Genomic DNA, 26588 nt, shown 5'->3' with positions numbered 1-26588 from the left:
AAACGAAACTAAATAACCAGTCGCCGCTTGAATTCCGACGACTGGCTGCATAACTTGAAAGGTGTTTTGATCCCTGTCTCACAAACAGGGGTCAGTCCCAAGCAAGGCGCCAAGTCTTTTTATTGAGGGTAATTCCAATTTCCGATTTGAAAAGAACCATCTTCAAAATCTGCAAGCTACAGAGTTACCGCTCCGCACAGCACACGGTCACGGCCCGGAATATCCACCCGGAATGTCTCTACATTGCCGTTGTCGGCTACCGTGACATACACCGTCCGGCCATCGCGTCCTCCGAACGTAAGATTCGTACAGTTCTTCCCATGCAGCTGGATTTCTTCAAGAATCTTACCTTCGGGAGAAATTTTAACGATAGTTCCCTTGCCGAAACGCGTGCAATATACATTCCCCTCGGCGTCACAGCGCATTCCATCCAACCCGAAATCGGGGAATTCGATGAAAAGCCGTTTGTTGCTGACCGAGCCATCTGGAGACAGATCGTACGACCAAATACGGCGCTGCACGGATTCGTTCACATAGAGTGTCTTCTCGTCCGCTGAGACTTCAATCCCATTCGTGGTCCCCATGTCACTCTCCAGCAAGGTGACTGTTCCATCCGGTGTAATTCTCCAAATATTGCCCGTGTTATTGCCCCAATTCGGATCACTCGCCAGTACGATGTCGTTTGCCGTAATCGCAATATCATTAGGCTGATTCATGTCTGGACTGTGACCGAGAACAGTCATCGCTTTAGTCGCCATATCAACCTTCCAGACGTTATGGTTTACATAATCCGCAATCAGCATTTCGCCGGCTCTGGTGAAACGGATCCCGTTGCCGATACTTGTACCCGGCATGTTGAGGAATACACTGCAATCCCCCTCAGGCGTGACTCTGCCGATCGTACCTTGTTCTGCGTAATTAACGGCATACAAGATACCCTGCGCGTCGCAGCCAGGGCCTTCAATTCCTGCAGTAAAACCTTGCGGCTCGGTCAAAACACGGCTTGTGAACAATTGTTCCTTATTCTCCATATCGCTCGCTCTCCTTCGTATTCCCGTACCGCCTGCTGCTCTCTTCGACCGGTAAAATCTGCGGCAGCGGTTTGTATTGTAATGGCACAGCCTTTGCGCTAGTGCGAAGAGAGCTGGCGTATGACGAGGCCAGCCGCGCCTATAGCCAGCGCCTCTTCACCAAAGCTTCCTTTGCTGAATAGAACTTGATAAGTCGGGTAATAATACGTTTTCTTGATAGCCGTCTGCGTTGCGGTGTAGAAGAACAAATCGCTTGCAGCGATCAAAGGGCCGCCCAGCACGACTCTCTCGGGGTGCATCATATTCAGCAGATTCGCGAGCCCGATACCGAAATATACGGCCGCCTGGGTAATAACCTCGACTACCAGAGGATCGCCGGCAGCTAATGCTTGGACAATTTCACGAAAGGTGACCGCATCCGGATCGCCGGCAGCGGACAGCGTACTGTGCCGTCCCTGTTTGAGCCGGGCCCGTGTTTCGCGCTCGATCGCATAGATCGAAGCGTAGGACTCCAAGGCCCCGAAGTTACCCTCCTGTGAGCGGGGCGAAATACCGTCCGTCTGAATAATCATCTGGCCGATAGAGCCTTCCATATCCACAGCGCCGTAGATAAGCTCACCTTCGCTTAACATGGAGGAACGCAGACCTACCCCGATATGCACATACAGCATATGGCGGAAAGAACGCTTCTGCCTGGACCATGATTCCGCCAGGAGCGCAGTATTGGCTCCGTTATCCAGGAGAACAGGAAGTCCCAGGCGCCGCTCCAGCAGCGCGCGGACAGGCACTTCCTGCCAACCCGGAGCCGGAAAATAACGCGGGTTTAGGATGACACCTTCACGCCGGTCAACCGGCCCTACCGCTCCTAAACCCATACCCAGCACTCGATCTGCCGGTATTTCGCAGCGGCTCAGCATAGCTGCCGCTTCGGCCGCGATCTCCTCCAGAAGGACATCCGGAGTCATCCGGACGGTCATCTCCCAAGTCCTGGAATCAAGGATGTTCAAATGCATATCGGTCAACACAAGCCGGGTCAGTGTACGCGAAATATCGACTCCCAGCGCACAGCCGTAGTCTGCCCTGATCTGATAGAGGACAGGCCGTCTGCCCCCGGTTGAAGGGCCGTATCCCGATTCGGTGATCAGCTCTTGGTCACAAAGCTCATCCAGTAAGCGCGTTAGTGTGCTGACCGTCAGACCGCTTTTCTCCAGAAGTTCGATCTTGGACACGGTTCCTCCCTGACGGATCAGTTCGAAAATTTCTTTTTCTTTACGGTTTCCGATACGTTCGGTAATCGGCTTATTAGCCATAAATCGCTACACCTACTAGCGCACAGAGCAGAATTACGGACAAAGGATGCATTCGATACCGCGTCAGGCCGAGCAGCGCTAATCCGAAAATACCGGCCGATACGGCTGTTTTCCAGGTCCACCAGTCATGCTGGAAATAAGTGAAGCCGAACCGCAGGGCAGCTACGACGACCATGGCCGCTACAACAGGACGCAGTCCGTAGAAAACAGACTTCACGGTACGATGCGTACGGATCCGGAAAAAAAACCGTGCCACCGCCACGACCAGCACTGCAGATGGCATGACCATGCCCAGCAGAGCTGCCGCTGCCCCGGGAAGCCCAAGCATCCAATCGCCGATATAAATGGCGCAATTGGTAGCCAAAGGTCCCGGCGCCATGCCCGATAAAGTAACAGCATCGCCGAACTGTTCCGCAGTCATCCAGCCTCGGCTCTCCACTTCGTGCTGAATGGCCGGGATCATCGCGTAGCCGCCGCCGAACGAAAGAATGCCTATTTTAAGGAACGTCCAGAATAATAGAATCAGCATCCCATCTTCCCCCTATATACCTTCGCCGAAGTAGCCTTCGAACTCCGGATAACGATTAGGTGAGGATGCAGTTGAATTCCCCGGCAACGTTCGGGGCTTCGGTTCATAGCGAACCGCTATGTGCAGCCGGATTTTCGCGGCCACAAGTACAAGACCTGCAGCAATAGCCAGCAGAATGACCAGCAGAGGATGAATCCCGGTGAACAGCAGAGCCGCCGCCGCAGCGGCGAATACCGACAGTGTAGCGCCGTCGAACACAGAAGAGCGGATGAGCCGTATACCCGCAAACGCGATGAGGGCCAGCACAGCCATCTGAATGCCTTCCAAAGCCGCATTAACTTTAGGATAATGCCTGAACGAAGAAAAGCCAATAGTAAGAATCATAACCAGTACAAAGGTAGGCAGAATCATTCCGCACACTGCGGCAGCAGCTCCGCCTACTCCGCCCAGTTTATAGCCGATAAACGCGGATGCATTTACTCCGACCCCTCCCGGCGCTACGCCGGAGACGGAGATCACTTCCGTAAACTCTTCTTCCGACAGCCAGTTTCGCTGGTGTACGATTTCACGCTGAAGAACGGGAAGCATGGCGAATCCGCCACCAAAAGATAAAGGAGCAATACGTGCAAAAGAACCGAATAAGGAGGCCCATAGCCTCAATCGTGGAACAAACTGTAACATACACCTCAACTTCTTTCGTGTCTGATATCTGTGCTAGTCTTAGTTTAAACCACTTTTTTTCATTTTGGAATAAACTTTTGTACATTTTTCAATAAATAGATCTTTAACACTTTAATATTGATTGGATTGGATTAGATTGGATTGACTTATACGATAAAATAACAAAAAGTTGAGATATTATTTAAAATTTCAGCAACTCTAAAACCAGTATTTAATCCGGGTGAAACAATAGGATTTTTACCTTTTTTTCGACAAAAACACAACCAAATTTCCAAGTTGTTTGTTTCACGCCAAGTCAGTCGGGTAAATAAAGGGTGTTTCACCAGGACAAAATGACTACTAATTCAAGCCGGTTATTCCCTGGGAAATTCCGGCCCACTACCATCAAGGAGGTTGATTAAGTGAAGAAGCTATTAACAGGAGTTCTGTCCGTCGCGATCATGTTGTCACTGTTGCCGGTACAAGCTTCAGCTGAAGAGGCTAAGCAACCTTGGACGAATGAGACCCTTATTGCGCACGGTCTAGGCAGCATATATGGACAGACGCTCACGAATTCATACGAAGCATTTCTCGTCAATTACGACAAGGGGTACCGCGTATTTGAGGCGGATCTGATTCTGACAGCCGATAATGAGCTTGCGGCACGTCATGATTGGTACCAATACTTGTCCGAAAGATTACAGCCGACACTGCCCGAACATTTGAAGAACGGCCCGCTTACGCTGGCTGAATTCAAGAAGCATAAAATCTTAAAGGCATACAAGCCTCTGGATCTGGACGGGATATTAGAAATACTTGTGAAATATCCGGATGTTTATTTTGTTACCGATACGAAAAGTGAAGATCCTGCCGTATATAAAAAACAATTTGAGCTTATTGTCAAAAAAGCAAAAGCGATCGATCCGGCCCTCTTGGATCGCATCGTACCGGAATTGTTTGAAATCGACATGATCAAAGACGTGAAGCAAATTCACGATTTCCCTAACTACCTGTTTTCCATCTATATGACTGGCTATACCGAGAAAGAAACGATTGCTTTAGTCAAAAAGCATAATATCAAGGCGGTTGCGATGCCAGTTGAAAGAGCTACTGCTTCTATGATTGATGGGCTGAACAAATTGGGTGTGCCGACTTACGTTCATACCGTGAACGATCCATATCAAGTCAAACGCCTGCAGCAAATTGGTGTCCACGGATTTTATTCCGACTATATAGACTATTCGACACCTATGGCCCCTAAACTCGCCAATGCGGGTACCCGGTTAGGCGGTAATGTAGCGGCAGCCCGTTAATTTGCAGAGAGGACAGCGGCATTCAGTTGTCTGGACAAGCTGCTTCTGGGATACTGGATGATGACCCATTATAATCCATAATTAAACCCATAAAAGGTGCACTTCTATTTAGATAGAAGTGCACTTTTTTATTCTCTCTTATTAAAATGTCCCTTTCACACACAAGACCACACACAAGACCAAGGCAGCAGCATGTGGTATAACAGTCAAAAGCCGAATCCGGAAGGATTCGGCTTTATTATTAGCAAACCTGATAGTATTAAATACGTCGGTCGGTATCCACTGGTTCATCACCACGATAAGTACTGGACCAGCGCTGGTATTCGTCCTCTGCTGCATCCTTCGTATGGCCGTAACGCTCCTGCAGCTTACCGACCAGCTTTTCCTTCTCGCCGTTAATGACATCCATGTCATCATCTGTCAGCTTGCCCCATTGCTTTTGCGCTTCCCCTTTGAGCTGTTTCCATTTACCTTTAAATACATTATTGTCCATGGTATCTCATCTCCTTATGGGGTTATTTATTACTTTATCTCTACAGCTTTTAATTACCCTTCGGGTAATGATGCGAAACAAAACTCTGTAAGCCTGGGCATAGAAAAAGCCGACTCTCTTGGATACCCAAGCAGCGGTCGGCTACATTCATTACACCATATATCCCCCCGCATCAACAGGGGTATATTCGATTCATACAGGGATAAAAATTACTAATTTTGAAGTTTCTGTATTACGGAAAAACGCAGATGAGTACAAATTCGGGGTCCTACTTCTTATCCGATCCTATAACAAAAGTTACGAACTCACATACATCCGGACAAAAAAAAGTGTACTCCCCATAATGCGAGAGTACCAGAACGTGTGGAGTGTGAAATTGAAGCTGACCCGTGTCTTTATTACACCATAAATCGCTAGGTCTCAAAAGGGATAAATTCAAAGCATATAGGGTACAATCATCTAATTTGGGTACAGTTCGATGAATTCCTGAGATCCAGACTATTAAAAAACCTCATGGCGGATAACCGGCATGAGGCCATTTCTTTAATATTGGCAGCGTTTACTATGCTTACACTTGTTAAAGTCCAGCTTACCAGCAGCTTTATGACAGTCTCTTACGAAATCGCGCGCATTAATTCTTTTACATCTTCAATGCGGGTTAAGCCTGTCGCCTTATCGATAATCGACGTATACACGTGTGGAATAATGATCTCAGCGCCATTCTCTGCACATACTTCTACAACACGGCCGATCGTATCGATGTCGATTCCGCCAGTCGGTTCGAAGATTTTAATGCCTTGAGCAACGGAAGCTTTCACCATAGCAGCAAGCTCGTCCAGGTGGTCTACGCCGCCGATCGGGTAGAATTTCACGGAGTGGATGCCGATTTCAGCCAGCATAGCCGCAGCAGCTTCACAAGAAACCGTGTCGTTCTCGAACTGAACACTTGTCGGACCCGTTGCGATTCTAACTTGACCTGCAGTTCCGCTCGGGGTGATCAGAGCGTTGACCAGTGTATCCGGGCTGCCCGCTGCGCGCATAGCGCCCAGTGTATAGCCTGCTGCCGGGAATACTTGATTCACGTGAGCCGGTTTGGTGCGGATCGAAACATCTACAACCTTGCTCCACATAGCCGGATCTCCTGCACCCAGACCTACCGAGACAGGCACGCCTGCTTGTTGAAACTCGTCCACTGTCTGGACGGCTTCATCTACGGAAGCGAAGTTTTTAACCATCAGTCCCACGTAAACGCGGCCTTCCGCTGCATCAACAATCTGTTTCGCGTTTTCAGCAGTTTTTGCAAGAACATTTAATTTAATCGTAGGTTGTTGTGACATATCGTTCTCTCCATCTCCCTTTTCTTTAACGGATTAAGCTTGCAGAATCGCTTTGATTCTCTCTGCGATAATCTGCTCCTGTCCAACCAGAAGCGGACGCGGGTCAATGCTGATCATCCCCAGGTTCGCATAATGATTGCGAGTATAAACGGCAGGATTACCGGCTTCGAGCTCTTTAATCAGTTCATAAGCCGTCTTGCCTGCTGCCTTGGGATCAATCGTCAGCTGCGCACGATAGATGGCACGTCCCGCTTCATCCTGCAGGATAGCTCCTTTGACACCCGGAACACTCTGCAGCTCGGCGATCAGCCACTCCATACGCTCACGCTGCTGCTCGGACTCATCCGGACGGTTGTCGTAACGGCGGAGCGCCGTCAGCAATCCGACGATGCCCTCTTTGCCGATCTTCATCGGGCGTCCGACTCCCTTATACTGGGCGCGGCACGCTTCCATCAGATCCGCGCGTCCGCAAATGAAGCCGGATGTCGGGCCTTCTAGTGCTTTACCGCCACTATATACCACGATTTCCACACCCATGGCAACATATTTGCGGAAATCTTCCTCAGCTGCAGCGTCTACGATCAGAGGAATTCCCTTCTCTTTGGCGATGGCAGCCATTGTCTCAATGGACTGCATTCCCTTCTGCACCGCATGGTGAGATTTCACGTAGAGAAGTGCTGCGGTTCTATCCGTAACCGCTTCCGCGATATGATCCTTCTCGACATGGTTGGCCTGGCCCACTTCAATGACTTTGCCCCCGCCGATTGCAATCATCTGTGGAATGGAGGCGCCGAAGTGAACCGAGTGTCCTTTTTGGATGATGATCTCATTACGGAGGCCATCCGTGAGCGGTATGCGTTCAATCAGACTGAGGCTCTTGCCCGCAATGACGGCCGCGACCGAGATCGCGATGCCTCCGGCTGCTCCGGTTGTCGGACAGCCGTCTTCGGCGCCCGTCACCTCGGCAATCACTTTGCCGGCTTGAACCATCAGTTCACTGATATCCACATAATCCTTCGCCGCCTCCGCAACAGCTGCCGCCACATCTTCGTGGACGGCGCTGGCGCCGAGTGCGGTCATTTTACCGCTCGCATTAATTACCTGTCTGCATCCGTACTGCTCAAAGATACTCATGGTCTCTCTCCTCTATCCTTGATTTGAATCCATGGTATGAACATCTTGCTGCTTAAATTTTGTATCCGTATTCCGTGTAGGTTTATTTCGTCACGATCGGGAAGATTGCACCCAGTATCATAGCTCCGATAATCGCACCGCCGGCAATCGGTTTTTTATAGTAGTAGAAAATAGCTGCACCGATCGTCGCACCGATTCCAACGGGAATCGAAGCCATAACCGCAGAGATTACAATCAGCGGACCCAGATAACGTCCGGAGGCATTACCCGCTCCCATCATGACATCGGCACCAAAGGTTGAATTGGACGCATTGATCGTAAATTTACGGATCAGAATGATAACGCCGCCTACAGCTACGCCAAGAGCGGCTCCCGTAAGCAAAGCAAGCGGGAAGTTGGTAAGGGGAGCCGTCATGCCTGCTCCAAGCATCAGAGCGGGAACACCGATACCGATACCTGTCTGTAGAGAACCGCCGATATCCAGAATACCAACCAGCGGAGCTTCCAGAATACGGGCAAACAAGAAGCTCGCACCGAATGCCGCTGCGGCGCCATAGGCTCCACCTTTGATACCTGCTTCAAGCATAGCTACGATAGCAATATCGTTGAATGCACCTACATGATATACATAGTATAAGTGAGTTCCGGCAAAAATCCCAGAGGAAAGACAAGCAACGAATAAAACAAATGCCCATTCGGAATACCAGAAGCCTTTTTGCAAGTTGTTTTCCATGGTTATTTCACCACCGATCCAAAGAATGCGTGCAGGTCAATCAGCCACTGCGGGGTTGCGATGCTCATGCTCTTCAGAAGAGCCACATCGAAGGCACGGAAGAAACCGCTGAATACGAACAGCAGAATAATGGCAACCAGCATCGTTTTGGTGATACGGTTCCAGCCGCCGTCATCAACACCCTTGCCGATTAGAATACCAAGCACGATACCCGGAACCGCGTTACCCATCACGAGATGAGAGAAGCCGCCGAGCAGAGTCGCCCACACACCGGTCCGCTTGCCTGCATCCATTGCCGCAGTCCAGAATACGATCGGCATGATCGGATTAATCAGCCAGTTAGCGGCAGGCACCAGGACCTTGGTCGCTACGGATTGCAGCGAAGCCGGGATAGCTGCCGCTGTTGAGTTAAGCAGAGCGACAACGATCGCACCGATAATTGCGCCTGCCCAAGCCATTTTACGCGGATCGTGAAGCGTCTCTTCAAGCTTCTTGTTCCGCGATAGCAGGGCAGCTGCCGACCAGTGCGGAATAATCCGGTGATCGACGTCCTGTGTCAGTGCACCGGCACCGACAACAGACGCCCAGGCATTGAACAGAAAGCCCAGACCGAATGAAAAGTGGGCTACGGAGTCGCCTTCGCAGGCATTCAGTTCTCCGAATGTGCGGAAAGCGCCCATCCCTTGCACGTTCGGCGCATGGAACATACGCGCCGCGCCGGCTCCAACACCAAAGCCGACAAGCAGTCCGATAATGATGGACTTAAAAATGATGGCCAATGTAATACTCATATGAATCCCCCAGAACTTCAGAATACAGACAGCTTCCCAAATCCACTCTCTATCTCTAGTAATCTCAGCTCTATCTTTTAACGCATTTTGAGAATGCGCTGGTATTTACTGAGATTCTCGGCATTTTCAGTAAACTCAAGCTCATCAAGGTTCACATATTTCAGCTTCACCGTTATCCGCAGCGTTACATCATAACGGGTCCGATTCCGCGGAAAGAACAGTCCGAGAAACTTCTCGCGGTACTGCGTCACGTTGGCCGAAACGATCTCCACTTCCTGCGGCTCAATTTGCATGAGCACATCGGTTGTTTCCCTTGAAATTTGACCTTTCATACGGGTAAGGGCCTGCTGAAATGCGCCCTGCTTCGTTTCCGAGGACCCACTGACAACGAGCGTTAACGGTTTTTGCTGAAACATAGTCTGCCTTACCTCCCGTTTACTTTTTTATATTCTTCCGTCAAACGGCGTCCAAGCTCTTCGACGTCCATAAAACCGAAACCGAGCACTTTTTTACCTTCGCGTATTGCCGTAACTCCTGCATCAATCGAACGCATTCCGAATTCCATCGGATATTTATATTTGGTATTAGCTGTAACGGCACCTGCACCGCCGCTGCCACAGAACGAGATACCGAAATCCGCGTTTTCTTTGTTCATAACGTCCCCGAGCTTCATATCAGCGCCTACACCAGGAATCACAATCGCTATTCCGCCGGCCGCCTCGACACCTTTGGCTACATTCTGCCCTTTACCTAAACGATCGCCAATAACTACTTTCACTTTGTTTTCCATGGATTTCACTCCTGTTAGTTAGATTTGGCAGCTTCAAAATGAACTGCCAGGAAAAACACTTCCGCATCATCCAGCTTTCTTGTAGGAGGGAACTGATAGCTGCTGAACAGACGTTTACTCAGTTCGATAGACTCCGTACTCAGCTCTTCGAACATCTCCGGCTCAATTTCCGGCAAATATTCGTCCAGGTCCACTCTTCTCAGAAAGGCAAGAAGATGTATGCCTATAATAACGGCTTTCGTATGCGGGATGCTTAGACTAATATCTTCAGACATGAGCCGAAGATCCGTAAGAAGGGTTTGGACAATCTCTAGTTTCTCTGCGGAAGCTTCCGTTTTCTGCGGAATTTCTTCCATGACTTCATTTAGGTTGAACATGTGTATATCTCTCCAGCTCTTATGGTATATTGTGGAATGAGCTGCTGGTTGTACGCTATGGTTTTGCCCTCCGCATCCTTAAGAAGAATAGGCTCCTCTTCGATCCGGAAGATGGTGATGTCGGCTTCTGAACCTTCTTTTAAGGTCCCGATTTCTGATTCCAGTCCAAGCACTTTGGCGGGTGCGGAAGTCGCCCACGTAATAACCTCTTCCAGGGTGTAACCGAGCGCCAGCAGTTTGGTCATGGTGATCGCCTGGCTGTATACAGGCCCTTCAACTAAATTAACAAGATAAAGATCCGTAGAGATCGAGTAAGGATGAATTCCAAGCTCCCTGGCTTTGATCATCGTATCAAAACTGAAGCTTGAGCTGCCGTGACCGACGTCGAACAGAACACCACGCTCAAGCGCAGCGGCTGCCTGCGGAATCAAGGAACCGTCCGCATTCAGGATGCCGCCTGCTTTGCCGTGGAAAGCGTGGGTAACGACATCCCCCGCTTCAAGCAAGTCAAGCACATCACCGAGTGCCGGCGGCGCATTGCCTACGTGAACCATCACCGGCAGGCCTGCTTCTCTCGCCGTATCCTTAGCGATCTCAAGCGGGCGGATACCGCTTGATTTAACAACCGAGCCGCTCATTCTAGCCTTGATTCCGATAATACTGTCGCGGTGACGCTCAATGACCTCAAGCGTCGCTTCGGGATCAAGCTTCGCTAGATCAGCCAGCTCAGAGCGCCCCTCGGCAAGTCCGGGCGCGGAGATATTCAGCCAGGCCAGTACGCGGCTTTTGCTCGGCTCGATACTTCTTTTAACAAAATCCTCATAATTCGCAAAGCCGGAGCTGCCTGCATCTACGACCGTCGTAACGCCCTGGTCGATCCCGACGCGGTCGGGAGCAACGCCCATCTCCTGCACACCCTCATAAATGTGGGTATGAATATCAATAAAGCCCGGTGATACGTAACAGCCGGCAGCATCCAATGTTCTCTCTGCCTCTACAGCCGTTCCCGGCTCCACTACCCCAACAATACGCCCCTGGCTGACGAGGACATCGCCCGCGCCGGATCTACCAGTAGAAGGATCAACGATCGTCCCGCCAATTATTAGCAATTCCGCTTTCATCTTTACGAACTCCTCTCAAAATACCTTAAAATGGCCATGATTTCGCCTTCTGTCGCATGAATCCGATGTTCGGAAAGCAGCTCCTTCAAGTGCTGTACCGCTTCCCCTCCGATACCTTCAGGAACGGCTGAGTTGCCGGACTGGACATAAGCTGTATCAAACGCAATGCGGTTCATCATAAAAAGCAAATGAAGCGTTAAGCCTTCCATTCTGTCTTCGCTCAGGTAGTCTGCGAAACGGGTCCGGATAGCCCGGCTAAGCTCGAAGCCTTTCCAGATAATATCTTGAAACTTCTGTTCTAAATAAGACAGCTCGGGCCTTTGCAAACTATCGTTCACCCGCGCCAGCGGATCTTGAGGGGCCCGCGTCTCTTCCAGATGATCCAGCCTCAAACGTATCGATTTGAAGTCATTCTTATCCGGAATCGGATTAACCACGACGACGGGCACAGCCGAATCGATCGGAAAAATACTGATAACCAGATCAAAATCGGTGACATTCTGTTTCTCAAACTCCATCACCGAACAAAAAGCCGCAACCTGAAGCGTTTTGATCTCATTCTCAATGACCGTTTTCAAAAGCTTCGATGTTCCCCGTCCGGTACCGCATACAACCAGCGCCTTATAGACCTGAGTGTCCTGTCGCCGTTCAAAAGCAGCCTGGAAATGAAGAACTATATACGCTACGTCGGAATCAGAGAGTGTAATGCCGTAAGGAGCGAATACTTCTTTGCAGGCTTGCCGGACAGGATCGAACATCTGGCGGTAAGAACGCATAATTTCATGCAGCAAAGGATTGGGATCGGCGATTCCATAGCTGTATTTGTTGAGTTTATCGGCGACATGAGCATGCAGATACTGCATGAGATCGGGATCCTGCCGGAACCGGACGCGCACGGCTTCACTGACGAGATCAATAAGCGTCTTCGTAACCAGATAAGCGTCAGGCAGCATCTGCCCCGCCTCATCTTTATCCTTCAGCATCTGAGGTATCATGCCGATTGCGGGTAAACTGACGTACCGGATGCTTTCGTCGGTAAATTCGCGCTCAAGCACAGCGGATAGTCCGGTTAATTGATCGCGGAACAGTTCCGTTATACACGTATGATGCCGGGTCAGGGCACGGGGCGGTGAGAGCGGCGTCTGCTGATTCAGACCGGCTTCATCCTCACCTTCTAGTGTAAAATTCCCGCGGATGACGATACATAGCCGGATAAACACGCCAATGATGGCATTATCCGACAGCAGGATATGCGTCCTCTCGCGCGTCTGTCTCACTAGACTTCCGACCACTTGGAAAATACGGTCGAGATCCCCGACGGGCTCCAGGAACCATTCCAGCAGCTTGCTGAAGTGGAGCTTGGGCTTTCTTTCCCGGACAACTCCCTGCACAATCTGGAACATGTCATTACCGTCGAGCAGATCCTGGATAATATTCTCCAGAGCTGCGCGTTTTCGAAGCCGGGGGCCGCTCACCTTGATTCCGTGCCTGCTGCGGACCAGCTCCAGATTCGAATGGACGAGCTGCTGCTGCGCAATGGCAAGATCGGCCTGCACCGTATTCCGGCTGACGTCATGTTTGTTCACCAGTTCGCCGATGGTCACGTATCCGTCGTTCAGCAGAAGTTCAATGAGCATATACCTCATGCGGCCCTGCTGATTAAGAAAAACATGCTCGCTTACCGCATCCAGCCGTTCCAGGAGATGAATCCTCTCCGCATCCCCGCACTCAATCCAGATCCCTTTGTTCGGTCTGGACTGAAGTTCGATGCTCTCCTGCTGGAGCCAGATTCTTATGGCTTCCAGATCATATTTGACGGTCCGCTCACTAACCTGGAATTCTTCCGCACATTCCTTGATCCTCAGAGGACTCCGTGAATAGACGATTTTTTTGAGCAATGCACGAGATCGTGTAGTTAACGTCATCAGTAATCCCTCCTGCAAGTACAACCTTGTCGTCTATTGTACCACTTCCCATCCTCTTCTACGGAAGGAATTCATCGTGACTAGGCAGGAGCGGCCGCTACAGGTTTACAGCCATTCCGATACGGCAGGAACGCGGCCGATCACATACTGCTTGATTTCTTCTGCCGTGTACAGCTCGAGCGCTTCACTTGCCAGCAGCTTCATCTCTTCGCTGTCGAGCTTATGCAGAAGCCCCCGGGCGGCGGCGATAGATCCCGCTCCCATACTGAACTCATCCAGGCCCATTCCCAGCAGCAGCGGAATAGCCGTCACATTGCCGGCCATCTCACCGCACATGCCGACCCACCGGCCTTTGGCGTGCGCCGACTCGATCACGTGCCGGATCAGGCGGAGGACGCCCGGATTGAACGGTTCGCTCAGATGAGCGATCGTTTCGTTCATCCGGTCAGCAGCCATCATATACTGCACGAGATCGTTCGTGCCGATGCTGAAGAAATCAGCTTCGGAAGCGAGTTGATCCGCTGCCATGCCCGCAGCCGGCACTTCGATCATGATGCCGACCTCTACGTCCTGGCCGTAGGCAATTCCCTCGGCATCCAGCTCTGCTTTGGCTTCCGCGAGAACCGCATTCGCTTGGCGCAGCTCTTCGATATTCGAGATCATCGGGTACATGATCTTGACTTTGCCGAAGGCGCTGGCGCGAAGGATGGCGCGAAGCTGGGTGAGGAACAAGTCCTTGCGGTCCAGACAAAGCCGGATGGCGCGATAGCCCAGGAACGGATTCGCTTCCTTCGGCAGGCTCAGATACGGCAATTCTTTGTCTCCGCCGATATCGAGGGTCCGGATCACAACCGGCTGGGACGGGAACATTTCGGCGACGACTTTGTACGCGAGGAACTGCTCCTCCTCCGTCGGCATCGTGTCGCGGCCCATGTACAGGAACTCCGTCCGGTACAAACCGATTCCTTCGGCTCCGCCCGTGCGGGCCGCCTGGGCATCCTGCGGGCCGCCGATGTTCGCCGCCAGCTCGACGTGCTTGCCGTCGGCTGTCTCCGAAGCACGGCTGACATAGGCCTGCAGCCGGCTGCGGCGTTCTTCATAGCGGCTTTGTTTGGAGCGGTACTGCCCGATCAGCTCCGCATCCGGATTGATGTACACCGCGCCTTCGCTGCCGTCGACGATCACATAGTCGCCGGCTTTCACCTGCTGGAGTGCGTCGCCCATGCCGACAATGGCGGGAATCTCCAGCGATCTTGCCATGATCGCGGAATGCGAGGTCCTGCCGCCGATAGCGGTAGCGAAGCCGGTAACGCGGCTGCGGTCCAGCCGGGCCGTATCCGATGGCGTCAGGTCGTGGGCGAACAGAACGACCGGTTCCCTGCCTCCGACCTGCATATCGGCTTCTTCACCGCGCAGCAGACGCTGCAGACGTTTGGCGACGTCGCGGATGTCGGATGCGCGTTCGCGCATGTAGGCGTCATTCATGTTCTCGAATACGGCGACGAGGGCCTGCGCAGCCTCTTCCACCGCTGCCTCTGCATTCACATGCTCACAGCGGATGCTGGCGGCCGCAGCGCCGATGAAATCATCATCTTCAAGAAGCAGCATGTGTGTCTCGAAGATTTCGGCATGAGCTTCCCCCATTTTCTGCGCCGTCTCTTCTTTGAGAGACTGGAGTTCTGCAAGCGCTTGCTTGGTTTTCAGCTCTAGCCGCACTACTTCTGCTGCCACTTCTTCCTCAGCCAGAATCCGTCTGCCGACCTCAACGGGCACTTCCTGCCAGATTTGCGCTCTGCCCATTGCATAGCCAGGAGCAGCCGCAATTCCTTTTATTTTAACATTTTCTTCCTGCCTATTCATGCTATTCACCTATTCAAGAACGGATTCGAGCATTTGCCCGAGCTCGTTCAGCGCTTCCTCTTCCTGCTCACCGGACGTGTTGACGGTTACTTTATCTCCGTAACGCATTTCGAGCGACAGCAAACCGACGATGCTTTTGCCGTTTACGGTTTTGTCACCTTTAGTAACAGTGATTTCACATGGAAATAATTTTGCTTTCTTCATCAAAGCCCCGGCAGGGCGTGAGTGGATCCCTAGCGGATTCTGCACGGAAAATTCTTTCTGCATTTGTATAACTCCTCCCGATTTCGTGCCTGAAACTTGACCTTAGCGGGACTGCTCCCGATGTATCCACCTTATCGCAACCGCTTCCAACTGAGAAGATCAAACCTTTTGCACCATTCATAGTGCAAAAAGAAACCGGACTCAGGAAATTAGTCCTAAGTCCGGTTTAGCCGGGTTCCTGCACCCTGAGGAAAGTCCTGCTTCCCAATCTTCGATATCCCTCAGGTTCCTTCTGAAATGGAAGTTCCCGGGGATGAAGGCGCCCTGCCCGTCACCATCACTTTAACTGCTTTTGTCTGAAAAACAGGAATTAAAATCAAGCTGATCAGCGTAATCCCGATGAGGGCCACATACAACCAGCCGTCCAGACTTTGAAGCTGCATGATAAAAACAAGCAGAATGATACGCATGCCGATTAAGAGGCCCTCACGCCAGATCAGAAAAGCGGCCTTACGGGCAGGCGGGAAATTCTCGATACAGTGAAACTGCTGCGCATTCCAGATCATCGCGAAGAAGAACATTCCGAAAGCCGTCAACACATTGGACAAAATCAGCAGCGGATGCAGCGGGAAGAGCGCAACAACAAACCCCGCCGACAGAAGAATAACTCCCAGCCACAGGCAGAGATTATCGTTCCATTTGAATTTGCGGTACAGCACAAGGCCCAGAAAAGCGGAACCCGTATAAAGCACATTCAGCAGGGCGATCAGCAGTTTATCCTGGGTAACGGTAAAAGTGAACACGAGTGTAAACAGGTTCTGAAATTGCAGGAATACGCCGCCTGCAAGGATGGACAGGACGAGCCAGACCGATTGGCGGCTGCCGAACACCTTTTTTACGGTAAGTTCTTTCCAGAAACCCAGTTGGGGCCCCTCGGAAAGGGGCATCGATATTTTAGGCATCGTATAAGAGAACAGGAGCATGATAATAACAAAGACAAACATGAGAATAAACGAGCTTTCATAGCCGAACCATCCGATAAACTGGGCGGATACGATCGGAATAACCATGGATAAGACCTGAGCGATAAGGTTATTGGCGGCAAAAAAAGAAGCGACTTCGCTGCCTTTCCCAGAGAAAGACACACTTAAATTCTGAGCAACCGTATAGAACCCCCACATCAGCCCTACCGGCAAACCGATCATAGCGATCCACAAATTCCGGTTATCCAGAGTGAGGAAAGTCAGCAGCAGGAAGGCAGCCGCACCGCTGACAGCCGACAAAGCCAGCAGCAGGCGGATTGTCTGCCTGTACAGCATCCGCGCCCCCAGTACAAAGGAGATGCCCCAGCCTATAAACATAACCAGGTTAAACCAAGAAACTTCAAAAATGCTGTTGTTAACCTGCCAAATATACAAATTAATAAAAATCCCGATGTAAATAAAAATAATTGACGAAACAAAGTTCATCATCAGCATTTTACGGATATTCGATGACACCTGGCTCACCCTTCCGGCTTTGGCTCCGAGCAATAAGATGGATTATTAAGCTCCGTTCTGTCAGCATTATAATCCTAACCTGGAAACATCGTCCATGATTATCTTTTTGAAAATGTTTTTTGGCAAGGTCAAGATTAAGGGGCGAATGTGCAAATCCTCTCTGTGATTCAGTCTTCCATTTGCAGCCTGGGCCATCTTGTCAGCCAGCCCTTTTGCTCCACTCTTTGGCGGTAATAGAACCGATCTTCAAACGAAGGACATCTCTTTACCCGGAGTTGAAACAGATCCGTAAGCCCGTAAGGCGCAACAATTTCGAGCCTATCCTCTTCCGTCCATCTGATCCCCACGGCGGTCGCCGTTTCCGGCCATCTGCTGAGTGCATCTTCCAGCGAAGTATAAGGCTCCACTTGATTCCGCAGATGCATGCGCGCCTGATTTTTGACAGACCATTTCCATCTGGGACACAATTCTTGTAAAGCTCTCTCGGCTGACCGGTCCCTTTGCTCCGATACATCCAGCAGATCCAGGTAGACAACATCCGTATCATTGAGCGGAGTTGCGGTCTTATAGCCATGCAGCTGATCCCACACATAATTGCGTACGAATCCGGCAGCGATAACGGCTTCTGGCAGCGCTTGGTTCCGCAGGACTCTCAAAGCCTCCATTCTCTCCTCATTATGTAAAAACCACTCGATTAACTGCTCCCTGTATAACGTCTCCTCCATACCGCTCCCCCTGACACAATTTTGACTTGAGATGTTCAATAGGATAAAAACTCCAAATATTTTGAATTCCTTGGTAAAAAACCGCTTTCATATAACTGGCGGCTCTGTATGCCCCGATATCACCCTACAGGTGCACAAACGTTCCTTGCCGCTCTCTTCTACAGCCCTTTAGAATGGAAGGATGAGTAAATGAGCCGGGAGGTGCTGTGACTTGGGCAGTACAAGATTACTGCGTGATTATGTAAAAGCTAATTTAGGCATGTATGCCACGGGTGTTTTCTTCATCATTCTATCCAACGTTATCCAGTCTTTGTTTCCGCTGGTGCTGGGCCATTTTACCGATGACCTCCAGCAAAAGACCGCGACCATGGAATCCATTGCCCGTTACAGCCTTGCTCTGCTTGGGATTGGCGTCACTTATGGTGTGCTATTCGGTATCGGCCAATATACCAATGCAAGGCTAGGAAGAAAATTCGAATATGTCACACGCCAGAAGCTGTTCCGTCACTTCTCTTCCCTGAGTGAGTACTACTTCTCAAGACATGGGGTCGGAAGGCTGCTCAGCTATGTCATGAATGACGTAACAGCCGTAAGAGAATCGATCTCCAACGGCGTGAATCAGACTACTAACGCCATCTTCTTTATTTTATCCGCCTTTGTCATGATGTCACTTAGTTCAATTCCTTTTAGTCTGATCGCGGGCACGCTCCTTCCCATGGCAACCATTCCCGTCATCGTTGTATTTCTGGGGCCACGAATACGTACGCGCTCACTTGAAGTCCAGGAATCGCTCGCCTCTATGACCGAATCCGCCGAAGAGCAGTTTGGCGGAATCCGGGTAACCAAGACTTTTGCAGCCGAAGAAATGGCTTCTGCACGTTTTGGAGTGAGTGTGGACCGAATCCGGCAGAACCAGCTCCGTCTGGTAAGAATTTCTTCTCTCTTCCAGACCCTGCTTCCCTTTATGGGTTCTCTCTCCATGGTACTTGCCATTCTTATTGGCGGTTATATGACGCTAACGAGACAAATTTCACTCGGAAGCTTCGTGTCGCTCACCTTTTATCTGCGTATGATGATGACACCTTTGCAGCAGATCGGCAATGTGATCAATATGATGCAGCGCTCCCGTGCCTCGCTCGAACGGCTGAACAATCTGCTGTCCGCTGCGCCGGATATCCGTGAACAGCCTGATGCGGCAGAGCTGGGTCCGGGAATGACGGATATCCGAATCAGGAACCTGTCTTTCTGCTACCCGGGTTCGGACCGCTGCGCACTGGAAGACATCAACCTGAGCATCAAGCCGGGAAGAACGCTGGGCATTGTAGGCAGAACAGGCAGCGGCAAGACTACGCTGGTTAAACTTCTGCTGCGGGTCTATGATCCTCCTGCCCATACCATTCTTATCGGTGGAAGGGATATACGCGATGTCACCCTTAGCAGCCTGCGATCCCAAATCGCCTATGTTCCTCAGGACGGCTTCCTGTTCAGCACGACGATCCGCGATAATATCGCCTTCTCTAACCGGGAAGCGATGGAAGACGAGATGGAGCAGGCGGCGCGCGATGCTCAAATTTACAGCAGCATTACCGAGCTCCCCCAAGGTTTCGATACGAAGCTCGGTGAACGCGGGATCACGCTGTCGGGCGGCCAGCGCCAGCGGGCCAGTCTGGCACGGGGCTTCATGAAGCATGCCCCCATTCTGATTCTAGACGACAGCGTCAGCGCGGTGGATGCGGTTACCGAAACCAGCATCGTAAGACAAATCCGGGCTTCGCACAAGGATAAAACCACCTTAATCATTGCGCACCGTATCAGCGCAGTTAAACATGCGGACGAAATCATCGTACTAGACGAAGGGCGCATCGTAGGACGCGGAACCCATCAGGAGCTGCTCGCGCAGAAGGGACTCTACGCGTCACTTTATTCCATACAGGAGGAGGGGACCCGGCATGCCTAAAGATAAATCTGGACGCGGGAATCCGTCTTCCGCCAAGGAAACCGGATCACATGCTTCTGCCGTTTCCGGCGGCAGGACCGACGAGGCGGTGACAGCAGAGAAAGACCGCAAAGAACCGGCCAAAACGGCGGCCTTCCAAGCGTTGTTGTCCTATGCAAAGCCACATCGGCTAACCTTCCTGGGCATCTTCGGATGTGCGCTGCTTGCCATTCTTGCGGAGCTGTTCCAGCCTTACCTGGTTAAAATCGCAATTGATGACCATCTGATTGGCGGAGACGGGGCTATGCAGCCGCTGATCGTTATCGGCCTTGTTTACCTGGCCCTGTCCGCCGTCAATCTCATCTTCACCTACATCCAGAACAATCTGCTTCAATTCGCCGGGCAGAGCATCGTTGCCAGCATCCGTAAGAGACTGTTCAGTCACATTTCCAGACTGTCCATGTCCTTTTTTGACCGCTATCCCATAGGCAGTCTCGTCACTCTGGAATCAAACGATACGGAGACCATCAGCCAATTTTTCACGCAGGTATTCCTCAGTCTGGTCCGGGATGGAATGACACTTATTCTCATCATCTTCTTCATGTTCCAGATCGATGCTACGCTCGCCTGGTACAGCATGCTTTTGCTGCCTGTTATTGCGCTCATTGCCATTTTGTTCCGGAACATGCTGCGCAAAGCATATCAGCAGACGCGCACTCAACTATCCCGGCTAATCGCTTACTTGGCGGAGAATTTGGCAGGGATGAGTCTCATTCAGGCTTATAATCAGCAGGACGAACAGTTTGAGCGCTTCAGCGGCCGCAATGAACAGTATTTCAAAGCCAATTTGAAAGAAATCAAGACCAATGTCTTGTTTAACCGTTCGTTTGATATTTTCGGCAATGTATCGGTCGCTTTCCTCGCTTGGCTGGGCGGCGTCACTGTTTTTGAAGGTACGGTTGAAGTCGGTGTTCTCTATGCTTTCATCACCTATATCCGCCAGTTTTTCCAGCCCATCAACCAGATTACGCAGCAGTGGAATACTTTGCAATCTACTTCTATTTCTATGGACCGCTTGTGGAAAATTTTATCGACTGAGCCTGAGGTTAAAGATCCTTCCCCGAAGGACAAGGCAGAGGTCGACTGGAAACGTACGGCTGGCCGGATCGATTATAACAACGTGGATTTCTCCTACGTGGAAGGAAGCAGCGTATTGAGGAAGCTGGATCTACATATCCTGCCGGGTGAAATGATCGGCATCGTCGGGACAACCGGAGCCGGAAAAAGCTCCCTTATCTCCTTGTTGACCCGATTCTATGATGTGAACGCAGGCAGCGTCTGCATTGACGGCACAGATATCCGCCGGATAGAGCAGGATACCCTGCACCGTATGATTGGACTCGTCCAGCAGGAACCTTATCTCTATTCCGGCACAATTCTGGACAACGTCCGGTTGTTCCGTGAAGAGTTCAGCCGTGAGGAAGTAATCCGGGCCTGCCAAGCGGTCGGGGCACATGCGCTCATTCAGCGGCTTAAGGACGGTTACGATACACGGTTGTCCGAACGCGGCAGCGGACTTTCAGCAGGTGAAAGACAGCTGATTTCCTTTGCACGAATTCTCGTCTTCCGCCCGAGAATCCTTATCCTGGATGAAGCTACCGCCAATCTGGATTCTCATACCGAACAGTTGGTGCAGCAAGCGCTTGCCGTCGTGTCTGAGGGACGAACCACGCTCGTGATTGCGCACAGGCTGTCCACGATCATGCATGCGGATCGGATCATCGTCATGAAACATGGCCGGATCGTGGAACAAGGCACGCATCATCAGCTGCTTGGCAAGCGGGGCTATTACGAAGAATTATACCGGCATTCGCAAGGCATTGCGGCAATTGGCTAAATGTACGGTCCTCTGCACCGCTTAGCCGGACTAATGTCCGGCTTTTCGGTATTTAACCCTTCCAAAACGTCCATTTTCAGGATATTCAAGCAAACCTTTCCCGTATTTGTCTATTTATAATGATTTACATTGCCCCTATGGTGACAAGCCTTTATGATAAAATCATAACGCGCGTTTGGAAAGGACTATTGCCTTGCTTAACACGATTCTTACATACGAAGTACGCAGTGTGGTTTATACGCTGAGCGCTGCGATGATTTATTTGATTCTCGCTCTTCAGAAAAATTCAAGGATCAAGAAAGAATGGATTTTTCTGATTATTTTAGGCTTATCGTCCTTCTTTTACCTGACCTTCGAGCCCAAAGATCCCTTGATCTATATCCTTCACTTCATCCCGGTTTCCCTGATGCTGGTTCTGTTCTTCGAAGGGCCTATTCTTATTGGGGCTACTGTGGCTGCCTTTAACATCGGAAGCTACTTTGTCCTTCATAATCCGTTCTGGCCTGTGTTCACCGCAGCAATCGTGATTAGTTTGCTTGGTTTTTTTGTGGCCCGCAGAGTGAGGCATCATTCCATCCTATTTAAAAATGTGACTGCAACGTGGCTCACTTTTGTTTATTTGCTTCTTCTGCTCCTACTGGATAGCCGGTTGCAGCAGAATGCTGCCTTCATGCTCATGACGGTTGCCGGCACTCTGATTTCGGTCTGGTTCATCAATTATATGTATGACTGGGTGAAGACTCAGGAAATGATGCGAGAAAAACTGATCGCTGCAGAAAAGTTTCAGCTTGTGGGGCAGATGGCCGCATCCATATCGCATGAAATACGCAATCCGTTAACGACTATCCGTGGGGTTCTTCAGCTGATTAGGCGCAACCCGCACTCCGAGACTGAGCTGCGCTATCTGGATTTGGCGATCTCGGAAGTCGATCAGGCTGACACGATTATTTCGGATTACCTCAATTACGCTAAGCCAAGTGCGGATAAGCCGGAGCGGCTCGAAATTAAAAATCTTCTGTCGGAAATTATTACTCTGATCACGACGCTGTCTATTCATTCCGGCATTGAAACTCTTGTTAAGCATCACAGTAAAGAACCCCTATATATATGGGGAGAATCGAAGAAATTCAGACAGTGCATGCTCAATATTCTCAAAAATTCGCTCGAATCTATGCCTGATGGCGGGACGCTCACGATTACGACGGACCGCATCAAGGATCAAATCCTGGTCACGATCCAGGATACAGGCGAAGGAATGTCAGCGATACAGCTGAAATCCCTGGGTGAACCTTTTTATACAACCAAGCAAAATGGGACCGGACTGGGGATCATGGTCGTCATAAGTCTGCTGAAAATGATGAACGGCACGATCCGTTATGAAAGCCGGCCTTACATAGGAACTACTTGCATCATGGAGTTTAAGGCTTCGGACCCTGTATAAGGGTTCTTAGCGGCGCATTTAGACGGAACAAAGAAAGATACATGCTAAGTAGAAGCGCTGCAGCAGGCGCCTCTGATGCAAATAAGGGCTGGCGCGATATCGCGCCAGCCCTTGCCAGTCTTGTTTGAATTGCTTCCCCGTCGGGACCGGTCCTTCCAACCATCCGCGGATGCTATACTTGCTGCTTATGTTCCTCATGAATACGGAACAGAGCCTGGACCAGAGGGTCGGCTGGGTCACGATTCAACAAGTGAAGGGTCAGCAGGAATTGCAGCGGAAGCGCAAAGGTATTGTTGCCTTCCTTAATTGCCGGAAAACCGACTTCCAGCACAGGACCCGCCTCGGGATGAAGCTCCAGATCCACATAAACCTGCTCCTCCGGAAACTCGCTTCTGACGGTATCGGCGCAATAAGGCACGATGTACTGGTCGATTAAATTCTTAGCGTCTTCCTCTGTTTGAGGAACCGCTGGCAGCGGACGGCTCTCCGGGCTGCGGATTAAATCGACGAAGAAGGAAGACAGCCACTGAACCGGATTCTCTTTGTTCTGGAACGTATGAACCAGCTCATTCAGGAAAAAGCCGCACGACCAGCTGTTTCCATCATGGCGTAGCGTATAGGCAAACAAAGGGCCAAAACCGGGATGCTGACCCACCTGGCCCTCAACTTCATAATCGGCGAACTGCTCTTTCAGAACAGCTTCCACATGATTGTACCACGCAAAAATAGCTTCATTCTGCTGACGGAGTTGTTCCTCGGTCGGCTGCTCTTCTTGACCAGAGACAGCTTGTCCGGATTCCGTATTAAGAGAATCCTGGCTCTCAGGCTGCTCTTGGGCTGCATCTTTAATCGGCTGTTCGCCGGCTTCATTAGGTGTCGACATGTTTACTCCTCCTTGCTTTCCATCTTATCATGTTACACAGATATTGGGAAAGCTTAGTGCTTGGTTCTGGAACTGCTTACTTGAGGTCATTTTACGGGAAGCTTTCTCTCATGTAAAGGTTTTCAGATCGTTTAATTCCCGGCAGCCTTACCTTTTGACATACAGGCGAGCCGTTGCTTCCCATATCTCTCCAGGCTGCAGTGCAAATAAACCGATATCTTCTGCCGGAAGGGAGCTCTTGGGAGCGTTCACCAGATTAATTTGCGGCTCCGGACAGAAGAAGCCTTCCGTTCCGAAGTTATTCCAGATCATCCACTGCTTATAGGATGTGCCTACATCGTACACCAAGGTTACACCGCTTCGCGTATCTGTCAGCTCCATACGGTTCCGTCCGTTCTGCGCCCGGGCGGTGTAATGGTTGTTCAGATCATCGAAGTAAGGACTAATCCCTTCATCGCGCAGCTGAATTTCTTGAGGAGTCAGCGGCTGGAACTTACCGGTCGGCAGCAAGCGGTCGCTAATCTCCCAACGCTCACCGATGGTCAGCTTCACCCGGTAATCATTTGCGGACGAATCCGGAGCAAACGGCGCGTTAATCGCCGTATGGAAGGCCAGCAGACAAGGGATAGCATCGCTTCCGTCATTCCGGAGGAAAAGCTGCTGGGACAACCCATCCTCGCTAAGGGCATATCGCAATCTTACCGTAAACCGGAAAGGCAGGTACTGGTACATAGCATGCCGTTCATCTATCGTGCTGGATACGACGACATAGCTTTCGCAGCGGGTCTGACCGTAGTCCTCTACTTTCCAGGCGGACGTATGAAGGTAACCGTGGAGGTGGTTGCCGGAGCCTGGCTCGTTGACCGGAAGCTGGAATTCCTGCCCGTTCCAAGGGATTTTCCCGTCTTCATAACGATTCGGCGGATATAGTACGGGAATACCGTGGATAACCGGACTTTTTTTGAACGATTCCAGCTCCTCTTCCTTAGGTTCATGAAGAAATTGATAAGCATTCTCGATATCCCGGAAAGCAATCAAATTACCTCCATATTCGGGCAGCATTGCGGCTTCGTAGCGGCCCCATTTGAGCCAAACTGCCTTCATTCCCTGATAATCGCCTTCATAGGCGCCGTGTGTGTTGGTTCCCGTCATTTCTTTTCCCGCTCCTTCAATTGGATTAATTTTTTAAGCCCTGTTTTCACTTTATCCAGACATTTACTTGAACCTGCTTTATTCCACAAAATCGATGACGAGCTCGATAATTTCAGAACGGCTTGCGATCCGGATAGCAGGTCCCCATGTTCCAAAGCCCGAGGAAACGACAACATGCAAGTTATCTTTGAGCAGATAGCCCCAATCGAGCTCAAACAGCCTGCCTGTAATCCAGTGGTTAGGAGCGAATTGTCCCCTGTGGGTATGACCGCACAAAAGTACATCCGCTCCTGCCGCAGCGGCTTTGCTGAAATGATAAGGCTGGTGATCCATGAGCAGAATAGGTTTATTCTTATTGAGGCCAGACAACAAGGCGTCTACAGCGAGCCGGCCATCCGGTTCGAAGGTTTCGGCGGTCTTATCTTTGCGACCTGCGACGTAAAGCATCTCCCCGACAGGAACGACCTCATCTCTGAGCACCCGGATTCCGATCCGCTCCATCTGTTTCACATGCTCTTCCACGTGACCGCCGTAGTATTCATGGTTGCCGAGAACAGCATAAATGCCCAGCCGGGATTGCAGCTGCTCCAGCACCTCGGACATGCCGTTGCGTATATACGGCTCAATGTCATCGTCAATGAGATCACCCGGCAGCAGGATAAGATCCGGCTTCATGGCATTCACGCGGGTCACAAGACGCCGGAGGTGCCGTTTGCCTACGATATTCCCCATATGGATGTCGGAAGCGACGGCCACCCGCATCTGCCCAAGATCCCCTGCCTTCTTATTTACCCGGATCCGGTAAGTCCGGACAATAGGAGTCCAGGCATTCCAGTAGCCCTTGACCAGCAGCAAGACTAGAACCGTTAACACCGCTGTGCTTACGGCAGGTATGTATACAGCGGGAGAAACCCCGGCGGTCTTCATCAGCCATATAGACAGATCTCCAAGCGGAATGAGGATCACGGCAAATTCAAACACAGCGAAATAATAAGAACCGATCACCTTCAGGAATCTTCCCGGTGCTCCCGGAAGAATAGGAGAGCGCCCGAGAACGTAGGCAAGTGCCAGCAGAGTAAACAGCGTCCAATACAAAGCAGGAGGAATCCCGACCTGCCAGTACGCAAGCAGCAGTATCCCGTGTAAGCCAATGTAGAAGTTCAGGCCCAGATAGAGAAGCAAAAAAAGAATGATCAAAACCAACCGTGACTTCACATTCGCCCGTCTCCTTTACCATGATTCAAAAATAAATGGTGTCCGTATTATAGCATGATTGAACACCCATGAACCAATAAGCACAGCAGCTACTATGGGAATTAGCCTTAAAAAGGCGGTCCCCCGGACTCCACGCACCGGCAAATAAACAGCCGATTACAAATCGGCTGTTGGGCAGCTTGTCTTTCTTTCAATTTTTCTTCAAACGAATACTCGCTTCAAGCTAAAAAAA

At 50.8% G+C, this 26588-nt stretch carries 25 protein-coding genes; 4 read left to right on the top strand and 21 right to left on the bottom strand.

Going from position 1 to position 26588, the window contains the following annotated elements; all coding sequences use genetic code 11:
* Positions 1 to 176: 176 nt before the first annotated feature.
* The 4 genes from AR333_RS10050 to AR333_RS10035 all read right to left on the bottom strand — a co-directional run bounded on the left by AR333_RS10050 (position 177) and on the right by AR333_RS10035 (position 3551).
* The gene (locus tag AR333_RS10050) at positions 177 to 1031 is read right to left on the bottom strand and encodes an SMP-30/gluconolactonase/LRE family protein (protein ID WP_068775240.1); all 855 of its coding nucleotides are present in this window, start codon (positions 1029 to 1031) and stop codon (positions 177 to 179) included.
* A 98-nt stretch (positions 1032 to 1129) separates the two neighbouring features.
* Positions 1130 to 2341 carry an ROK family transcriptional regulator gene (locus tag AR333_RS10045; RefSeq protein ID WP_068775239.1) on the bottom strand — a complete coding sequence of 404 codons (1212 nt, stop codon included), beginning with the start codon at positions 2339 to 2341 and terminating at the stop codon, positions 1130 to 1132.
* A complete protein-coding gene (locus AR333_RS10040) occupies positions 2334 to 2870 on the bottom strand; it encodes a chromate transporter (protein ID WP_068775238.1) in 537 nt (178 codons plus the stop codon). Before AR333_RS10040 ends, AR333_RS10045 begins: the two co-directional genes overlap by 8 nt.
* Positions 2871 to 2882: 12 nt before the next feature.
* Positions 2883 to 3551 carry a chromate transporter gene (locus AR333_RS10035; RefSeq protein WP_068775237.1) on the bottom strand — a complete coding sequence of 223 codons (669 nt, stop codon included), beginning with the start codon at positions 3549 to 3551 and terminating at the stop codon, positions 2883 to 2885.
* A gap of 401 nt (positions 3552 to 3952) precedes the next feature.
* Between AR333_RS10035 and AR333_RS10030 the strand changes: the two genes are divergently transcribed.
* Positions 3953 to 4843, top strand: a complete 891-nt coding sequence (locus AR333_RS10030; protein WP_068775236.1) for a phosphatidylinositol-specific phospholipase C/glycerophosphodiester phosphodiesterase family protein — start codon at positions 3953 to 3955, stop codon at positions 4841 to 4843.
* A 259-nt stretch (positions 4844 to 5102) separates the two neighbouring features.
* Here the strand turns inward: AR333_RS10030 and AR333_RS10025 are convergent, their stop codons facing one another.
* From AR333_RS10025 to AR333_RS09960, 14 genes are all read right to left on the bottom strand, one after another.
* Complete coding sequence (locus tag AR333_RS10025) at positions 5103 to 5336, bottom strand: CsbD family protein (protein WP_068775235.1); 234 nt, start codon at positions 5334 to 5336, stop codon at positions 5103 to 5105.
* Positions 5337 to 5950: 614 nt separating this feature from the next.
* Positions 5951 to 6673, bottom strand: coding sequence for a KDGP aldolase (locus AR333_RS10020; RefSeq protein ID WP_068775234.1), 723 nt, complete (start codon positions 6671 to 6673; stop codon positions 5951 to 5953).
* A gap of 33 nt (positions 6674 to 6706) precedes the next feature.
* Positions 6707 to 7807, bottom strand: a complete 1101-nt coding sequence (locus tag AR333_RS10015; protein ID WP_068775233.1) for a DgaE family pyridoxal phosphate-dependent ammonia lyase — start codon at positions 7805 to 7807, stop codon at positions 6707 to 6709.
* Between the two features lie 82 nt (positions 7808 to 7889).
* Positions 7890 to 8540: a DUF4310 family protein gene (locus AR333_RS10010; protein ID WP_068775232.1), complete on the bottom strand. Its 651-nt coding sequence runs from the start codon at positions 8538 to 8540 to the stop codon at positions 7890 to 7892.
* Between the two features lie 2 nt (positions 8541 to 8542).
* Positions 8543 to 9331: a DUF4311 domain-containing protein gene (locus AR333_RS10005; RefSeq protein ID WP_068775231.1), complete on the bottom strand. Its 789-nt coding sequence runs from the start codon at positions 9329 to 9331 to the stop codon at positions 8543 to 8545.
* Positions 9332 to 9408: 77 nt separating this feature from the next.
* A complete protein-coding gene (locus AR333_RS10000) occupies positions 9409 to 9747 on the bottom strand; it encodes a DUF4312 family protein (protein ID WP_068775230.1) in 339 nt (112 codons plus the stop codon).
* Positions 9748 to 9755: 8 nt separating this feature from the next.
* Positions 9756 to 10121, bottom strand: coding sequence for a glycine-rich SFCGS family protein (locus AR333_RS09995; protein WP_068775229.1), 366 nt, complete (start codon positions 10119 to 10121; stop codon positions 9756 to 9758).
* Between the two features lie 14 nt (positions 10122 to 10135).
* Positions 10136 to 10498, bottom strand: coding sequence for a hypothetical protein (locus AR333_RS09990; RefSeq protein WP_068775228.1), 363 nt, complete (start codon positions 10496 to 10498; stop codon positions 10136 to 10138).
* Positions 10486 to 11619: an amidohydrolase/deacetylase family metallohydrolase gene (locus AR333_RS09985; RefSeq protein ID WP_068775227.1), complete on the bottom strand. Its 1134-nt coding sequence runs from the start codon at positions 11617 to 11619 to the stop codon at positions 10486 to 10488. The genes AR333_RS09990 and AR333_RS09985 overlap by 13 nt, the downstream gene beginning before the upstream one ends.
* A gap of 2 nt (positions 11620 to 11621) precedes the next feature.
* Complete coding sequence (locus AR333_RS09980) at positions 11622 to 13544, bottom strand: transcription antiterminator (RefSeq protein WP_068775226.1); 1923 nt, start codon at positions 13542 to 13544, stop codon at positions 11622 to 11624.
* Between the two features lie 105 nt (positions 13545 to 13649).
* Positions 13650 to 15404 (bottom strand): phosphoenolpyruvate--protein phosphotransferase, encoded by a 1755-nt coding sequence (gene ptsP / locus AR333_RS09975; protein ID WP_068775225.1) that lies wholly within the window; start codon positions 15402 to 15404, stop codon positions 13650 to 13652.
* 9 nt (positions 15405 to 15413) lie between these two features.
* Complete coding sequence (locus tag AR333_RS09970; protein WP_068775224.1) at positions 15414 to 15671, bottom strand: HPr family phosphocarrier protein; 258 nt, start codon at positions 15669 to 15671, stop codon at positions 15414 to 15416.
* 218 nt (positions 15672 to 15889) lie between these two features.
* Complete coding sequence (locus tag AR333_RS09965; protein ID WP_253735800.1) at positions 15890 to 17107, bottom strand: MFS transporter; 1218 nt, start codon at positions 17105 to 17107, stop codon at positions 15890 to 15892.
* A gap of 167 nt (positions 17108 to 17274) precedes the next feature.
* Positions 17275 to 17832: a nucleotidyltransferase family protein gene (locus tag AR333_RS09960; RefSeq protein ID WP_068775223.1), complete on the bottom strand. Its 558-nt coding sequence runs from the start codon at positions 17830 to 17832 to the stop codon at positions 17275 to 17277.
* A gap of 259 nt (positions 17833 to 18091) precedes the next feature.
* On the opposite strand from AR333_RS09960, the gene AR333_RS09955 reads away from it, so the two are divergent.
* The 3 genes from AR333_RS09955 to AR333_RS09945 all read left to right on the top strand — a co-directional run bounded on the left by AR333_RS09955 (position 18092) and on the right by AR333_RS09945 (position 23106).
* Positions 18092 to 19789 (top strand): ABC transporter ATP-binding protein, encoded by a 1698-nt coding sequence (locus AR333_RS09955; protein WP_172798862.1) that lies wholly within the window; start codon positions 18092 to 18094, stop codon positions 19787 to 19789.
* Positions 19782 to 21665, top strand: a complete 1884-nt coding sequence (locus AR333_RS09950; RefSeq protein WP_068775221.1) for an ABC transporter ATP-binding protein — start codon at positions 19782 to 19784, stop codon at positions 21663 to 21665. Before AR333_RS09955 ends, AR333_RS09950 begins: the two co-directional genes overlap by 8 nt.
* 193 nt (positions 21666 to 21858) lie before the next feature.
* The gene (locus AR333_RS09945) at positions 21859 to 23106 is read left to right on the top strand and encodes an ATP-binding protein (protein ID WP_068775220.1); all 1248 of its coding nucleotides are present in this window, start codon (positions 21859 to 21861) and stop codon (positions 23104 to 23106) included.
* Positions 23107 to 23278: 172 nt separating this feature from the next.
* Here AR333_RS09945 and AR333_RS09940 read toward each other — a convergent pair whose 3' ends face one another.
* The 3 genes from AR333_RS09940 to AR333_RS09930 form a co-directional block, all read right to left on the bottom strand.
* Entirely contained in the window at positions 23279 to 23989 is a 711-nt protein-coding gene (locus AR333_RS09940; protein WP_068775219.1) for a hypothetical protein, read from the bottom strand.
* A 147-nt stretch (positions 23990 to 24136) separates the two neighbouring features.
* Positions 24137 to 25141: an aldose 1-epimerase gene (locus AR333_RS09935; protein WP_068775218.1), complete on the bottom strand. Its 1005-nt coding sequence runs from the start codon at positions 25139 to 25141 to the stop codon at positions 24137 to 24139.
* A 78-nt stretch (positions 25142 to 25219) separates the two neighbouring features.
* Complete coding sequence (locus tag AR333_RS09930; RefSeq protein WP_068775217.1) at positions 25220 to 26356, bottom strand: metallophosphoesterase; 1137 nt, start codon at positions 26354 to 26356, stop codon at positions 25220 to 25222.
* Positions 26357 to 26588: the final 232 nt, after the last annotated feature.

Origin of the sequence: Paenibacillus sp. FJAT-26967 (genome assembly GCF_001541095.1) — a bacterium.
Classification (GTDB): domain Bacteria; phylum Bacillota; class Bacilli; order Paenibacillales; family NBRC-103111; genus Paenibacillus_F.
This window is presented reverse-complemented; position numbering and strand designations above follow the sequence as displayed.

Excerpts from the sequence above, each read along its gene's own strand:
- AR333_RS10050 (WP_068775240.1), bottom strand. The coding sequence starts at position 1,031 with ATGGAGAATAAGGAACAATTGTTCACAAGCCGTGTTTTGACCGAGCCG.
- AR333_RS10045 (WP_068775239.1), bottom strand. The coding sequence starts at position 2,341 with ATGGCTAATAAGCCGATTACCGAACGTATCGGAAACCGTAAAGAAAAA.
- AR333_RS10040 (WP_068775238.1), bottom strand. The coding sequence starts at position 2,870 with ATGCTGATTCTATTATTCTGGACGTTCCTTAAAATAGGCATTCTTTCG.
- AR333_RS10035 (WP_068775237.1), bottom strand. The coding sequence starts at position 3,551 with ATGTTACAGTTTGTTCCACGATTGAGGCTATGGGCCTCCTTATTCGGT.
- AR333_RS10025 (WP_068775235.1), bottom strand. The coding sequence starts at position 5,336 with ATGGACAATAATGTATTTAAAGGTAAATGGAAACAGCTCAAAGGGGAA.
- AR333_RS10020 (WP_068775234.1), bottom strand. The coding sequence starts at position 6,673 with ATGTCACAACAACCTACGATTAAATTAAATGTTCTTGCAAAAACTGCT.
- AR333_RS10015 (WP_068775233.1), bottom strand. The coding sequence starts at position 7,807 with ATGAGTATCTTTGAGCAGTACGGATGCAGACAGGTAATTAATGCGAGC.
- AR333_RS10010 (WP_068775232.1), bottom strand. The coding sequence starts at position 8,540 with ATGGAAAACAACTTGCAAAAAGGCTTCTGGTATTCCGAATGGGCATTT.
- AR333_RS10005 (WP_068775231.1), bottom strand. The coding sequence starts at position 9,331 with ATGAGTATTACATTGGCCATCATTTTTAAGTCCATCATTATCGGACTG.
- AR333_RS10000 (WP_068775230.1), bottom strand. The coding sequence starts at position 9,747 with ATGTTTCAGCAAAAACCGTTAACGCTCGTTGTCAGTGGGTCCTCGGAA.
- AR333_RS09995 (WP_068775229.1), bottom strand. The coding sequence starts at position 10,121 with ATGGAAAACAAAGTGAAAGTAGTTATTGGCGATCGTTTAGGTAAAGGG.
- AR333_RS09990 (WP_068775228.1), bottom strand. The coding sequence starts at position 10,498 with ATGTTCAACCTAAATGAAGTCATGGAAGAAATTCCGCAGAAAACGGAA.
- AR333_RS09985 (WP_068775227.1), bottom strand. The coding sequence starts at position 11,619 with ATGAAAGCGGAATTGCTAATAATTGGCGGGACGATCGTTGATCCTTCT.
- AR333_RS09980 (WP_068775226.1), bottom strand. The coding sequence starts at position 13,544 with ATGACGTTAACTACACGATCTCGTGCATTGCTCAAAAAAATCGTCTAT.
- ptsP (WP_068775225.1), bottom strand. The coding sequence starts at position 15,404 with ATGAATAGGCAGGAAGAAAATGTTAAAATAAAAGGAATTGCGGCTGCT.
- AR333_RS09970 (WP_068775224.1), bottom strand. The coding sequence starts at position 15,671 with ATGCAGAAAGAATTTTCCGTGCAGAATCCGCTAGGGATCCACTCACGC.
- AR333_RS09960 (WP_068775223.1), bottom strand. The coding sequence starts at position 17,832 with ATGGAGGAGACGTTATACAGGGAGCAGTTAATCGAGTGGTTTTTACAT.
- AR333_RS09955 (WP_172798862.1), top strand. The coding sequence starts at position 18,092 with ATGTATGCCACGGGTGTTTTCTTCATCATTCTATCCAACGTTATCCAG.
- AR333_RS09950 (WP_068775221.1), top strand. The coding sequence starts at position 19,782 with ATGCCTAAAGATAAATCTGGACGCGGGAATCCGTCTTCCGCCAAGGAA.
- AR333_RS09940 (WP_068775219.1), bottom strand. The coding sequence starts at position 23,989 with ATGTCGACACCTAATGAAGCCGGCGAACAGCCGATTAAAGATGCAGCC.
- AR333_RS09935 (WP_068775218.1), bottom strand. The coding sequence starts at position 25,141 with ATGACGGGAACCAACACACACGGCGCCTATGAAGGCGATTATCAGGGA.